Below are 13,350 nucleotides of genomic sequence, written 5' to 3'. Positions count from 1 at the left end.
ACGCGTAATGTCGATCGCGCAGAAACAAGAACCCCGGCCTGGGCCGGGGTTCTTGTCATCACTCGTCGAGGAAGGAGCGCAGGTGCTCGCTTCTCGTCGGGTGGCGCAGCTTGCGCAGCGCCTTGGCTTCGATCTGGCGGATGCGCTCGCGGGTGACATCGAACTGCTTGCCGACTTCCTCGAGGGTGTGGTCGGTGTTCATGTCGATGCCGAAGCGCATGCGCAGCACCTTGGCTTCCCGGGCGGTCAGGCCGGCGAGGACTTCGCGGGTGGCTTCCTTGAGGCTTTCCACGGTCGCCACGTCGATCGGCGACTGCATGGCGGAGTCTTCGATGAAGTCACCCAGGTGCGAGTCTTCGTCGTCACCGATCGGGGTTTCCATGGAGATCGGTTCCTTGGCGATCTTCAACACCTTGCGGATCTTGTCCTCGGGCATTTCCATGCGCTCGCCCAGCTCTTCCGGCGTCGGTTCGCGACCCATTTCCTGCAGCATCTGGCGGGAAATGCGGTTGAGCTTGTTGATCGTCTCGATCATGTGGACCGGGATGCGGATGGTCCGCGCCTGGTCGGCGATGGAGCGAGTGATCGCCTGGCGAATCCACCAGGTGGCGTAGGTGGAGAACTTGTAGCCGCGGCGGTATTCGAACTTGTCCACCGCCTTCATCAGGCCGATGTTGCCTTCCTGGATCAGGTCGAGGAACTGCAGACCGCGGTTGGTGTACTTCTTGGCGATCGAGATGACCAGACGCAGGTTGGCCTCGACCATTTCCTTCTTGGCGCGGCGAGCCTTGGCTTCGCCGATGGACATGCGACGGTTGATGTCCTTGATGTCGGCGATCGCGAGGTGGCATTCCTGCTCGAGGTCGATCAGCTTCTGCTGGGCGCTGCGGATGTCGTCCTTGATGTTGCCGATGGCTTCCGCGTACTTGGCTTTGCCGCTGGCAAGCTGCTCGGCCCAGTCGAGGTTGGTCTCGTTGTTCGGGAACTGGCGCAGGAAGTCGGCGCGCGGCATGCGTGCGTCACGAACGCAGAGCTGCATGATGGCGCGTTCCTGGGCGCGGACCTGCTGCAGGGCGCTGCGCACGCGCTCGACCAGGGCGTCGTACTGCTTGGGTACGAGCTTGATCGGCATGAACAGCTCGGCCAGGGCCTGAAGCTCTTCGGTCGACTGCTTGTGGTCGCGGCCGTGCTTCTTGAGGGCCTTGTTGGCCTTCTCGAGCTGCTCGGCGACGGCACCGAAGCGCTGACGGGCCACTTCCGGGTCCGGGCCGCCATCGCCTTCTTCTTCCTCGCTGTCGGCGTCGCTTTCCTCGTCTTCGTCGTCCTTGTCGTCATCGGCGGCCGGCTTGGCAGCGGTCTGCGGGGCGACGGGCTCCACTTCGACGCCCGAGGCGCCATCGTCGTCAGGGTCGATGTAGCCGCTGAGGATGTCGGAAAGCCGGCCACCTTCAGTGGTGACGCGCTCGTAGTCGGCGAGGATGCTGTCCACGGTGCCGGGGAAGTGAGCGATGGCGCTCATGACTTCGCGAATGCCTTCCTCGATGCGTTTGGCGATTTCGATCTCGCCTTCGCGGGTCAGCAATTCGACCGTGCCCATTTCGCGCATGTACATGCGCACCGGGTCGGTGGTACGACCGATGTCGGTTTCGACGGCGGCCAGCGCCGCGGCGGCTTCTTCAGCTGCCGCTTCGTCGGTATCGGCCTCGGCCAACAACAGAGCATCCGCATCGGGGGCAGCCTCGAATACGTTGATGCCCATGTCGTTGATCATGCGAATGATGTCTTCTACCTGTTCCGGATCGGAAATATCCTCCGGCAGGTGGTCGTTGACCTCTGCGTAAGTCAGGTAACCCTGCTCACGGCCACGCTGGATCAACTCTTTGAGGCGGGACTGCTGTTGCGCTTTTCCGGACATAAAACCCTATCCACTGACGGTTCTGGCGGGCTGAAAACAAGCTGAGCATTATAGCTGAGCAGGGACCTCACGCGCCAGTTGAGGTCGATGTAGCGGCAGATGATGAGCGGTTCAACAGGTTGCGCAGTTGATCTTTTTCCTCTGCGCTAAGTTCACCCTGACGTGCCTTGCGAAGCAGCAGCTCCAGGCTGCGCTCGCGTTGTCTTGCGGCCAGGGTAGTTATAGTGTCGAAAAACTGTTGTTCAAGGTTATCGGCCGAAATCAGCCATTCTTTCTCCGCCAGGGCGCGTAAAAGCCGCCCTTGATCGGTTCCATGCCAGCGGGCGATGAGTTGCAGCGTCCGTAGCTTCGGATTCTTCTGCAGCGTGCCGAGCAGGGCGACCAGTAGCTGCGCGTACGTGTCGTCTTCGGCGGCGAAATGGCTGGCATCCTCGACCTTCTGGGCCAGTTCAGGATGATGGAGCAGGGTGCGCAGGGTGGTCAGCGCCGGCGGTTCGACGGTGGCTGGCGTGCGCGGGCCGCGCGGTGCGGCGTCGTCCTTGCGCCCGGACGTCTTCCAGTCCTTCTTGCCGCCTTTCTTCCAATCGCCCTTGCCGTCCTTCTTCCACTCCTTCTTGCCGCCGCGTCCGGGGCTTTCGCCCGGGGTGTGAGGCTCGTAATAGGCGGGCTCGGGCTCGCTGGTGTCGAAGTAGTAGCCGTCGTCCTGGCTGGCCGACTCCTGTCGCGGGCTGCCCTGACTCATCTCCTGAAGCGCCTGGCCGTTGAGGCCGGTGAGTTCGCTCAACCGCTGGCGCATCAGGGTGCGCAGGTTGGCGCCCGGAATCTTTTCGATCAGCGGTGCGGCGAGCGTCGCCAGATGCGCCTTGCCTTCGAGCGAGCGCGGGTCGGCCTCTTCGCTCAGTTGCTGGAAAAAGTAGTCGGCCAGCGGCTGTGCCTGCTGGTTGATGCGGGCGCGAAACGCGTCGGTTCCTTCGGCACGCACCAGGCTGTCCGGGTCTTCGCCGTCGGGCAGGAACAGGAAGCGCGCGCGGCGGCCGTCCTGCAGGTTCGGCAGCGTCGCCTCCAGCGCGCGCCAGGCCGCCTTGCGCCCGGCCATGTCACCGTCGAAGCAGAACAGCACGTGCGGCACGATGCGAAACAGCCGCTTGAGGTGCTCTTCGCTGGTCGCGGTGCCGAGGGTGGCGACGGCGTTGCGCAGGCCCTGTTGCGCCAGTGCGATCACGTCCATGTAGCCTTCGACCACCATGATCTCGTCGAGATCGCGGTTGGCCTTGCGCGCCTCGTAGAGCCCGTAGAGTTCCTGGCCCTTGTGGAAGACCGGGGTCTCCGGCGAGTTGAGGTACTTGGGCTTGTCGTCGCCGAGCACGCGTCCGCCGAAGGCGATCACCCGGCCGCGGCTGTCTCTGATCGGGAACATCACGCGGTCGCGGAAGCGGTCGTAGCGCTTGCCGGTGTCGGCGTTCTCGATCAGCAGGCCGGCGTCGATCATCGCCTTCTGCTGCAGCGCATCGCCGCCCAGGTGCTTCATCAGGTTGTCCCAGCCCGGCGGCGCGAAGCCGAGGCCGAAATCGCGGGCGATCACGCCGGAGAGCCCGCGGCCCTTGAGGTACTCCACCGCGGCCTTGCGAGTGGGGTGGCTCTTGAGTGCCTGGCGGTAGTACTCGGCTGCGGCGTCCAGCAGCGGGTAGAGCGGGGAGTCCACCGGCTGGCGCTTCTGGGCGCGGCCACCTTCCTCGCGCGGGACTTCCATGCCGGCGCGTCGGGCCAGGTCCTCGACTGCCTGGGGGAAGTCCAGGTTGTCATGGTCCATGACGAAGCCCAGGGCGTTGCCGCCCGCGCCGCAGCCGAAGCAGTAGTAGAACTGCTTGTCGGGGCTGACGCTGAAGGAGGGGGTCTTTTCGTTATGGAAGGGGCAGCGCGCGGTGTAGTTCTTGCCGGCTTTTTTCAGCTGGATGCGCGAGCCGACCACCTCGACGATGTCGGAGCGGTTGAGCAGGTCGTCGATGAACGATTGAGGGATCAGGCCGGCCATGAGTCTCTGGATACGCGCGTGTGGAAGCAGGCCAACGGCACGGGCCGCAAGGCCCGAGTAACCACGCTCATCTTCCGGTCATCCTGTCGGCACGATCTTCGATCGCTGATCGAGGCGTGACTGGAAATGAAAAAACTCCGGCCATTCGCCGGTTGGCGAAGCGGAGTCTTGTGCAAAGCCCGGCATGGCCGGGCTTTATGCGGCGTCAGCTGTACTGGATCAGTACAGGCGCACGCTGCGGCGCTGTTCGCGCTGCACTTTCTTGGCGTGACGCTTGACCGCTGCGGCGGCTTTGCGCTTGCGCTCGGAAGTCGGCTTTTCGTAGAACTCGCGGCTACGAACTTCGGCCAGAACACCGGCCTTTTCGCACGAACGCTTGAAGCGACGCAGAGCTACGTCGAAGGGTTCGTTCTCTTTAACTTTGACATTGGGCATCCAGCACGTACCTTCACTTGTTTACCGGTTACAACGCGCTTCGGCAAATGACTCGCAAGCACGCTGGTTTTAAGGGTTGCGGATGTTACCCCTTCGCCGGGGGGATTGCAAAGCCTCCGATCGAAAAGCGCTGGTCGGTCGCTTGCCGGGCCGATTAATATGCACGGCTTCTTTTTCAGCTGCCTCGAAGGTCTCCACGCATGCTTGTGCTGGGTCTGGAAACGTCCTGCGACGAAACCGGCGTCGCGCTCTACGACAGCGAGCAGGGCCTTTTGGCCGACGCGCTGTTCAGCCAGATCGACCTGCACCGGGTGTTCGGCGGCGTGGTGCCGGAGCTGGCTTCGCGCGACCACGTCAAGCGCATGCTGCCGCTCATCCGGCAGGTGCTCGACGAATCCGGCCGACAGGCGGTCGATATCGATGCGGTCGCCTATACCGCCGGGCCCGGACTGGTCGGCGCGCTGCTGGTGGGAGCGTCCTGTGCCCAGGCGCTGGCGCTGGCCTGGGGCGTCCCGGCGCTCGGTGTGCACCATATGGAAGGTCATCTGCTGGCGCCGATGCTCGAAGAGCAGCCGCCGGCCTTTCCGTTCGTCGCCTTGCTGGTGTCCGGCGGCCATACCCAGCTGGTTCGGGTCGATGGCATCGGCCGCTACGAGCTCTTGGGCGAGTCGGTGGACGACGCCGCTGGCGAAGCCTTCGACAAGACCGCCAAGCTGATGGGCCTGCCGTATCCGGGCGGCCCGGAGATCGCGCGCCTGGCCGAGCAGGGTAGCGCCGGGCGTTTCGTCTTCCCGCGGCCGATGACCGATCGTCCCGGGCTCGACTTCAGCTTCAGCGGCCTCAAGACCTTCACCCTCAACACCTGGCAACAGTGCCGTGACGCCGGCGACGACAGCGAGCAGACCCGTTGCGACATCGCCCTGGCATTCCAGCAGGCGGTGGTCGAGACCCTGACCATCAAGTGCCGGCGGGCACTGAAGCAGACCGGCTTGAAGAGCCTGGTGATCGCCGGCGGCGTGAGCGCCAACCGCTCGCTGCGCCAGGCGCTCGAAACGATGCTCGGTGAATTCAAGGGGCAGGTGTTCTATGCGCGCCCCCGCTTTTGTACCGACAACGGTGCGATGATCGCCTATGCCGGGTGCCAGCGGTTGCTGGCCGGACAGCACGAGGGGCCGCAGATCCAGGTGCAGGCGCGCTGGCCGATGGAGCAGTTGCAGCCGGTCTGATCGGCAGGCTCAGAAATGGCGCTCGCGTCCGGCCATCAGGTCGCGCAGATTGCCCCGGTGTCGCCAGACCACCAGGCAGGCCAGTACCGCCATCGGCAGGAGGGCGGCGGGCTTCTGCCAGGCGAGCAGCGGAAGGGCCAGGGGCAGCGCGCTCAGGGCCGCCACGGAACTGGTACGGGTGAGGCTGAACACGAGCAGCCAGCAGCCCAGCGCGAGCAGCGCGGCGGGCGGATAGAGCCCGAGCAGGGCGCCGGCGGCCGTGGCCACGCCCTTGCCGCCACGGAATCGGAAGTACAGCGGATAGAGGTGGCCGCAGACCGCGGCCAGGCCGATCCAGGCTTGCTGCTGGGTCGTCTGGCCCAGGTGGGCGGCGAGCAGGACCGGCAGCAGGCCCTTGCACAGGTCGCCGAGCAGCGTGGCGATGGCCAGGCGCTTGCCGGCCAGGCGCAGTACGTTGGTCGCGCCGGGATTGCCGGAGCCGCCGACACGCGGGTCGGGCACGCCTGCCAGGCGGCTGAGCATAATGGCGAACGACAGCGAGCCGAGCAGGTAGGCGAGCGAGGTCAGCAGCCAGAACATGAATTCCATCCGGGGCAGGGAGCCCTGAGTCTAGCGGCGCCCCGAGGGGTTTGTCGTGTGTAGGAGAGCGATGCGTGGATAGGGTTTTCATCGAGGGGCTCGAAGTCGACACCCTGATCGGTGCGTACGACTGGGAGCGTGGGATCCGCCAGTGCCTGCGGCTCGATCTGACCCTGGGCTGGGATATTCGCCCGGCGGCACAGAACGATGAGCTGGACAAGGCACTGGATTACGCCCGGGTTGTCGAATCCATCGACCGCTTCGCCGCCCAGGCGCGTTTCGAGCTGGTGGAAACCTTCGCCGAACGGCTGGCCGCCAGCCTGATGAGCGAATTCGGTATCGTCTGGCTGCGGTTGCGGGTGACCAAGCCGGGCGTCAACCCACGCGCGGCCGCGCTGGGCGTGGAGATCGAACGCGGATGTCGCTGACACCGGTATTGCTGGGCCTGGGAAGCAACATCGCCCGGGAAAGCCATCTGCTCGCAGGGCTCGAAGCCCTGAGCGAGGTGCTGAGCGGGATGCGTTGCTCGCCGGTGTTCGAGAGCCTGGCGGTAGGCATCAGGAGCGACAACTTCTACAACCTGGTCGTCCACGGCTTCACGGCGCTGCCGCTGCTGGAGTTGGATCGCCGGCTCAAGTTCATCGAGGCGGACAACGGCCGCTATGCACCCGACCGCAAAGGCCTGCCGTTGGATATCGACGTGCTGACCTACGCCGACCTGGCCGGGCAGTTCGACGGCCTGCTGCTGCCTCGCCCGGAAATCCTGAAAAACGCCTTCGTCCTGTGGCCGCTGGCCCTGCTGGCGCCGGATACGCGCCATCCCGGCGCCGGTCGCACCTTTGCCGAGCTCTGGGCGGCGGCCTCCATCGATCAGCAGCTCTGGCCGGTGCCGTTCCAGTGGCGCGGTCTGGAGCTGACGCCTAACGCGCTGACAGAGGCCTATCCCCGGCCGGACTGCCGCGCCTGAGCCTGCGCTGAGCAGGCGGCGTCAGGGCGCCGCCGCTTCGGACCTTTGCCGGTACGCCCTGAGCGCTTCTAGCCGCTCACGCTTGATCGCCTCTCCCAGTGCCGCGCCTTGAAAGCCACGTTCGATCAGCTGATCGACCCGCACCGCCCGGGCGACCTCGGCGGCCTGACGCAGGTAGTCGGTCTGGCGGTGCATCGACTCGAGGCCATCGGCGGTGCGCGCCGAGGCATCCATTTCGCACACGGCGAGAAACAGCTCGAATCGCTCGGGGCGGCGGTAGATGTCGAAGTGCTGCAGCAAGGCGAGCAGGGTGTCGGGTTCGAGCGCCGTGGACTGGCGGGCCTGGGCGAGAAATTCGCCGCTGAGCCGGGCCAGTTCCTGGCAGTCGCGCGGCACCTTAAAACGTTGGCTGATCGCATCGAGCTGCCGGGCATCGGCGCGCTCGGGGCCGGTTGCCGTCGTCCCACGGGGAACGAGGTCGAGCAGCAGGCAGGCCCAGCGCACCGGTAGGGGCTGCGCGTGTTGCGCGCAGTGGCGCAGGACGCGCAGCAGAGGCTCGTCGGCCTGCTCTGCGAACAGGGCGTCGAGCTCGGGCAGCAGTCGGGCGAGCGCGCCGCAATCGCGCAGGACCTGGACGAACACATCGGGGCGAGGCTCCATCAGTGCGCGGGAGATTTCCTTCCAGCTGCGTTCCGGGGTCAGCGCCTCCAGCTCGCCGGATTCGGCCAGCTGGCGCATCAGCTCGAGCGTCTCGTCGGCGACCCTGAAGCCCAGCTCGTGATAGCGGGCAGCGAAGCGCGCGACGCGCAGGACGCGCAGCGGGTCTTCGGCAAAGGCAGGAGAGACGTGACGCAGCAGGCGGTCGGCGAGGTCGCGCTGCCCGCCGTAGGGGTCCACCAGCGTGCCGTGATCGTCTTCGGCGATGGCATTGATGGTCAGGTCGCGGCGAACGAGGTCGTCCTCGAGGGTGACGTCCGGGCTGGCGTAGAAGGTGAAGCCGCCGTAGCCGCGCCCGCTCTTGCGCTCGGTGCGGGCCAGGGCGTACTCCTCGCCGGTCTCGGGATGCAGGAACACCGGAAAATCCGCCCCGACCGGCCGGTATCCCCTGGCCTGCATCTCTTCGGCCGTCGCACCGACCACGACCCAGTCCACCTCGGTGACCGGTCTGCCCAACAGGCGATCACGTACCGCGCCGCCCACCTTGTATATCTGCATGCTCACCTCCGTAGCGCTGCAGGATAAGGCACCGGCGCGGCGATGCCGAGGGGCGGTTGCGTGCGCTGCTAGATCGGCGGAATGGCCAGATCAAGGCGAGGGAAGTGACTCTCGGGTTCGCCCTCGGTGCGCGGCGGCATGTGCTGGGTGGTGATCAGCCGATCGTCCTGGCGCGACTCCAGGTGTACGTCGAACCCCCAGAGCCGATGCAGGTGCTTGAGCACGTCTTCGGTGGACTTGCCCAGCGGCTTGCGATCGTGCTGCTGATGACGCAGCGTCAGCGAGCGGTCGCCGCGCCGGTCGACGTTCCACACCTGCACGTTGGGTTCTCGGTTGCCGAGGTTGTACTGCGCCGCCAGCAGTTCGCGGATGGTGCGGTAGCCGCTGTCGTCGTGGATGGCCGGGACCAGGAGATCCTCGCGGCTGTCGTCGTCCAGGATGCTGAACAGCTTCAGATCGCGGATCACCTTGGGCGAGAGGAACTGCAGGATGAAGCTTTCATCCTTGAAGTTGGTCATGGCGAACTTGATCGTGGTCAGCCAGTCGCTGCTGGCGATGTCGGGGAACCAGCGCTGGTCTTCCTCGGTGGGGTTCTCGCAGATGCGGCGGATGTCCTGGTACATGGCGAACCCCAGGGTGTAGGGGTTGATGCCGCTGTAGTAGGGGCTGTCGAAGCCGGGCTGGTAGATGACGCTGGTGTGGGAGGCGAGGAATTCCAGCATGAAGCCGTCGGTCACCAGCCCTTCGTCGTACAGGTCGTTCATCAGGGTGTAGTGCCAGAAGGTCGCCCAGCCCTCGTTCATCACCTGGGTCTGGCGCTGGGGATAGAAGTACTGGGCGATCTTGCGGACGATGCGCACCACTTCCCGCTGCCAGGGCTCCAACAGGGGCGCGTGCTTCTCGATGAAGTAGAGGATGTTCTCCTGCGGTTCGGCGGGGAAGCGCTTGTCGTCCTTCTCGCGATCCTTGTCCGCGCCCTTGGGGATGGTGCGCCAGAGATCGTTGATCTGCCGTTGGAGGTGTTCTTCCCGATCCTTCTGGCGCCGACGTTCCTCCTCGGCCGAGATCGGATAGGGGCGCTTGTAACGGTCAACGCCGTAGTTCATCAGCGCGTGGCAGGAGTCGAGCAGGTCCTCGACCGCATCGATGCCGTGGCGCTCCTCGCACTGCATGATGTACTGCTTGGCGAACACCAGGTAATCGATGATCGAGCGGGCGTCGGTCCAGGTGCGGAACAGGTAGTTGCCCTTGAAGAAGCTGTTGTGGCCATAGCAGGCGTGGGCGATCACCAGGGCCTGCATGGTCATGGTGTTTTCTTCCATGAGGTAGGCGATGCATGGATCGGAGTTGATCACGATCTCGTAGGCCAGGCCCATCTGGCCCCGGGTGTAGTGCTTTTCGGTATGCAGGAACTGCTTGCCGTAGGACCAGTGGTGATAGCCCAGCGGCATGCCCACCGAGGCGTAGGCGTCCATCATCTGCTCGGCGGTGATGACTTCGATCTGGTTGGGGTAGGTATCGAGCGCGTACCGCTCGGCGATCCGTCCGATTTCCCGGTCGTAGGCCTTGATCAGGTCGAAGGTCCATTCCGAACCGGTGGAAATGGGCTGACGTTTCATACTGCGCACCTCGCTTCATGCGCCCGCTGGATCAAGCCAGCCGGCGCTGGAACAGCTCGCGGAATACCGGGTAGATATCGCCGGCCGACACCAACTGCTGTTGGGCGAAGGAGTCGCCGAACGCCTCGCACACCTGGTTATATTCGTACCACAACGCCTGATGTTCGCGAGGCGTGATTTCCACATAGGTGTAGTACTGGACGAACGGCATGATCTGGTTGATCAGAATGTCCCGGCAGATGGGGGAGTCATCGTTCCAGTTGTCCCCGTCCGAGGCCTGGGCACCGTAGATGTTCCATTCGCCGACCGGGTAGCGCTCGGCCATGATTTCCTGCATCAGCTTCAGGGCGCTGGAGACGATGGTGCCGCCGGTTTCGCGGCTGTAGAAGAACTCTTCCTCGTCGACTTCCTTGGCACTGGTGTGGTGGCGGATGAACACCACGTCGATCTTGTCGTAGTTCCGTTTGAGGAACAGGTACAGCAGGATGAAGAAGCGCTTGGCGATGTCCTTGGTCGCCTGGGTCATCGAGCCCGACACGTCCATCAGGCAGAACATCACGGCTTTCGAACTGGGGTTGGGCTGTTTGCTCAGCAGGTTGTATTTGAGGTCGAAGGTGTCGAGGAACGGGACGCGTTTGACCCGCGCCTGCAGCCGCTCGATCTCCGCTTCGGTGGCCTGGATATCGGTGAAGTTGTCCGGCTCCTCGAGCTTCAGACGTTCGAGTTCGGCCTTGAGTTCGCGCAGCCGGGCGCGACTGCTGCCCGAGAGGGCGATGCGCCGGGCATGGGCCGAACGCAGGGTGCGGACGATGTTGATGCGCGAGGGGTTGCCGTCGCTGCTGATGCCGGCGCGCACGGTCTTGAAGGTTTCGGCGCCGGTCAGGTGCCGCTTGACCAGGTTGGGCAGTTCCAGGTCCTCGAACATGAAGTCGAGAAACTCTTCCTGGGTGATCTGAAAGACGAACTCGTCCAGGCCTTCGCCGCTGTTGCTGGCCTGGCCCGCGCCCTGGCCACCGCCACCACCGCCCTGGGGGCGCGGAATGCGTTCGCCCGCGGTGAACTCTTTGTTGCCGGGATGGACGATGGTCTGGCGTCCGCCGCGGCCGTGGTGCAGCACCGGCTCGTCGATGTCGCGGCCGGGAATGCTGATCTGTTCGCCATGCTCCATATCGGTGATCGAGCGGCGGCTGACCGCCTCCTCGACCGCCTTCTTGATATGGCCACGGTAACGCCTGAGGAAGCGCTGGCGGTTAACCGTACTCTTGTTCTTGCCATTGAGGCGTCGGTCGATCACGTAGCTCATATGAGCCCTCCGGGCTGAGCTGGAAGTCATGAGCCCGAAGCTGGAGGGACTGCTTCATGCCTCCGGCTTCAGGCTTCCAGCTGCTTTTACTGCGATTTACGGACCCGCAGGTACCACTCGGAGAGCAGGCGAACCTGCTTCTCGGTGTAGCCGCGCTCGACCATGCGGACGACGAAGTCGTTGTGTTTCTGCTGATCCTCCTTGCTGGCCTTGGCGTTGAAACTGATGACTGGGAGCAGGTCCTCGGTGTTGGAGAACATCTTCTTCTCGATGACCACCCGCAGTTTCTCGTAGCTGAGCCAGGTGGGGTTCTTGCCGTTGTTGTTGGCCCGGGCACGCAGCACGAAGTTGACGATCTCGTTGCGGAAGTCCTTCGGGTTGCTGATGCCGGCGGGTTTCTCGATCTTCTCCAGTTCCTCGTTCAGCGCCACGCGGTTGAGGATCTCCCCGGTCTCCGGGTCGCGGTATTCCTGGTCCTGGATCCAGAAATCGGCGTACAGCACGTAGCGGTCGAAGATGTTCTGCCCGTATTCGCTGTAGGACTCCAGGTACGCGGTCTGGATCTCCTTGCCGATGAACTCTATGTAGCGCGGTGCCAGGTATTCCTTGATGTAGCGCAGGTAGCGCTCGCGGACCTCGGCGGGGAACTGCTCCTGCTCGATCTGCTGTTCGAGCACATAGAGCAGGTGGACCGGGTTGGCGGCGATCTCGTGGGGATCGAAGTTGAACACCTTGGACAGGATCTTGAAGGCGAAGCGTGTCGACAGGCCGTTCATGCCCTCGTCGACGCCAGCCGAGTCGCGGTATTCCTGGATCGACTTCGCCTTGGGGTCGGTGTCCTTGAGGTTCTCGCCGTCGTAGACGCGCATCTTCGAGTAGATGTTGGAGTTTTCCGGCTCCTTCAGGCGCGACAGCACCGAGAACTGGGCGAGCATCTTCAGCGTGTCGGGCGCGCAATGGGCGCGGGAGAGCGAGCTGTTGACCAGCAGCTTGTCGTAGATCTTCACCTCGTCCGACACGCGCAGGCAGTAGGGCACCTTGACGATGTAGATCCGGTCGATGAAGGCCTCGTTGTTCTTGTTGTTGCGGAAGCTGTGCCATTCCGACTCGTTGGAGTGCGCCAGCAGAATGCCGTTGAAAGGGATCGCGCCGAGGCCTTCGGTGCTGTTGTAGTTACCTTCCTGGGTAGCGGTCAGCAACGGATGCAGCACCTTGATCGGCGCCTTGAACATCTCGACGAACTCCATCAGGCCCTGGTTGGCCCGGCACAGAGCGCCCGAGTAGCTGTAGGCATCGGCATCGTTCTGCGGGAATTCCTCCAGCTTGCGGATATCCACCTTGCCCACCAGGGCGGAGATGTCCTGGTTGTTCTCGTCGCCCGGCTCGGTCTTGGCCACGGCGATCTGGTTGAGGATCGAGGGGTAGAGCTTGACCACGCGGAACTGGCTAATGTCGCCGCCGAACTCCTGCAGGCGCTTGGTCGCCCAGGGGGACATGATCGAATTGAGGTAGCGCTGCGGAATGCCGTAGTCCTCTTCGAGGATCTGCGCGTCTTCGGCCGGGTTGAACAGCCCCAGCGGCGATTCGAACACCGGGGAGCCCTTGATGGCGTAGAAGGGCACCTTCTCCATCAACTGCTTGAGCTTCTCGGCCAGCGAGGACTTGCCACCGCCCACAGGGCCCAGGAGGTAGAGGATCTGTTTCTTCTCTTCCAGGCCCTGAGCGGCATGGCGGAAGTAGGAGACGATCTGCTCGATGCAGTCTTCCATCCCGTGGAAGTCGGCGAAGGCGGGGTAGCGGCGGATCACCTTGTTGGAAAAGATGCGCGACATCCGCGGGTCGGTGGAGGTATCGAGGAGTTCGGGTTCGCCGATCGCCATGAGCAGCCGCTCGGCCGCCGAGGCGTAAGTGCTGGGCTCCTGTTTGCACAGATCGAGATACTCCTGCAGCGAATACTCCTCCTGGCGTGTCGATTCGAAGCGTTGCTGGAAGTGGCTGAAAATGCTCATGACTTCACCTCGGTCGATGCTCGGGCCGGGTGCGATCATGCAGTTTTCAG

Annotated in this window: 11 protein-coding genes; 3 read left to right on the top strand and 8 right to left on the bottom strand. The window is 64.0% G+C overall.

The window, feature by feature from the left end; translation table 11 throughout:
- Positions 1–58: 58 nt before the first annotated feature.
- From rpoD to rpsU, 3 genes are all read right to left on the bottom strand, one after another.
- Complete coding sequence (gene rpoD, locus DN824_RS07610; protein ID WP_138407750.1) at positions 59–1,915, bottom strand: RNA polymerase sigma factor RpoD; 1,857 nt, start codon at positions 1,913–1,915, stop codon at positions 59–61.
- 67 nt (positions 1,916–1,982) lie between these two features.
- Positions 1,983–3,947: a DNA primase gene (dnaG, locus tag DN824_RS07605; RefSeq protein ID WP_138407749.1), complete on the bottom strand. Its 1,965-nt coding sequence runs from the start codon at positions 3,945–3,947 to the stop codon at positions 1,983–1,985.
- Positions 3,948–4,166: 219 nt separating this feature from the next.
- Positions 4,167–4,382, bottom strand: coding sequence for a 30S ribosomal protein S21 (gene rpsU / locus DN824_RS07600; RefSeq protein WP_102826188.1), 216 nt, complete (start codon positions 4,380–4,382; stop codon positions 4,167–4,169).
- Positions 4,383–4,582: 200 nt separating this feature from the next.
- On the opposite strand from rpsU, the gene tsaD reads away from it, so the two are divergent.
- The gene (gene tsaD, locus DN824_RS07595; protein ID WP_138407748.1) at positions 4,583–5,608 is read left to right on the top strand and encodes a tRNA (adenosine(37)-N6)-threonylcarbamoyltransferase complex transferase subunit TsaD; all 1,026 of its coding nucleotides are present in this window, start codon (positions 4,583–4,585) and stop codon (positions 5,606–5,608) included.
- Positions 5,609–5,617: 9 nt separating this feature from the next.
- On the opposite strand, the gene plsY is transcribed toward tsaD, so the two are convergent.
- Complete coding sequence (gene plsY / locus DN824_RS07590) at positions 5,618–6,187, bottom strand: glycerol-3-phosphate 1-O-acyltransferase PlsY (protein WP_138407747.1); 570 nt, start codon at positions 6,185–6,187, stop codon at positions 5,618–5,620.
- A gap of 74 nt (positions 6,188–6,261) precedes the next feature.
- Between plsY and folB the strand changes: the two genes are divergently transcribed.
- Both folB and folK read left to right on the top strand, forming a co-directional pair.
- Positions 6,262–6,615, top strand: a complete 354-nt coding sequence (gene folB / locus DN824_RS07585) for a dihydroneopterin aldolase (protein WP_138407746.1) — start codon at positions 6,262–6,264, stop codon at positions 6,613–6,615.
- Positions 6,606–7,154: a 2-amino-4-hydroxy-6-hydroxymethyldihydropteridine diphosphokinase gene (gene folK, locus DN824_RS07580; RefSeq protein ID WP_138407745.1), complete on the top strand. Its 549-nt coding sequence runs from the start codon at positions 6,606–6,608 to the stop codon at positions 7,152–7,154. Before folB ends, folK begins: the two co-directional genes overlap by 10 nt.
- Before the next feature lie 21 nt (positions 7,155–7,175).
- On the opposite strand, the gene DN824_RS07575 is transcribed toward folK, so the two are convergent.
- From DN824_RS07575 to DN824_RS07560, 4 genes are all read right to left on the bottom strand, one after another.
- Positions 7,176–8,369: a multifunctional CCA addition/repair protein gene (locus DN824_RS07575; protein WP_138407744.1), complete on the bottom strand. Its 1,194-nt coding sequence runs from the start codon at positions 8,367–8,369 to the stop codon at positions 7,176–7,178.
- A 68-nt stretch (positions 8,370–8,437) separates the two neighbouring features.
- Positions 8,438–9,988: a SpoVR family protein gene (locus DN824_RS07570; protein WP_138407743.1), complete on the bottom strand. Its 1,551-nt coding sequence runs from the start codon at positions 9,986–9,988 to the stop codon at positions 8,438–8,440.
- Between the two features lie 31 nt (positions 9,989–10,019).
- A complete protein-coding gene (locus tag DN824_RS07565; RefSeq protein ID WP_138407742.1) occupies positions 10,020–11,291 on the bottom strand; it encodes a YeaH/YhbH family protein in 1,272 nt (423 codons plus the stop codon).
- Positions 11,292–11,377: 86 nt separating this feature from the next.
- On the bottom strand, positions 11,378–13,300 hold the full coding sequence (locus DN824_RS07560) for a PrkA family serine protein kinase (RefSeq protein WP_138407741.1): 1,923 nt from the start codon (positions 13,298–13,300) through the stop codon (positions 11,378–11,380).
- Between the last annotated feature and the right edge of the window lie 50 nt (positions 13,301–13,350).

It is taken from the genome of Stutzerimonas nosocomialis (assembly GCF_005876855.1).
Lineage (GTDB): Bacteria > Pseudomonadota > Gammaproteobacteria > Pseudomonadales > Pseudomonadaceae > Stutzerimonas > Stutzerimonas nosocomialis.
Note: the sequence above shows the minus strand (reverse complement) of the source record. Positions and strands in the feature narration are given on the sequence as shown.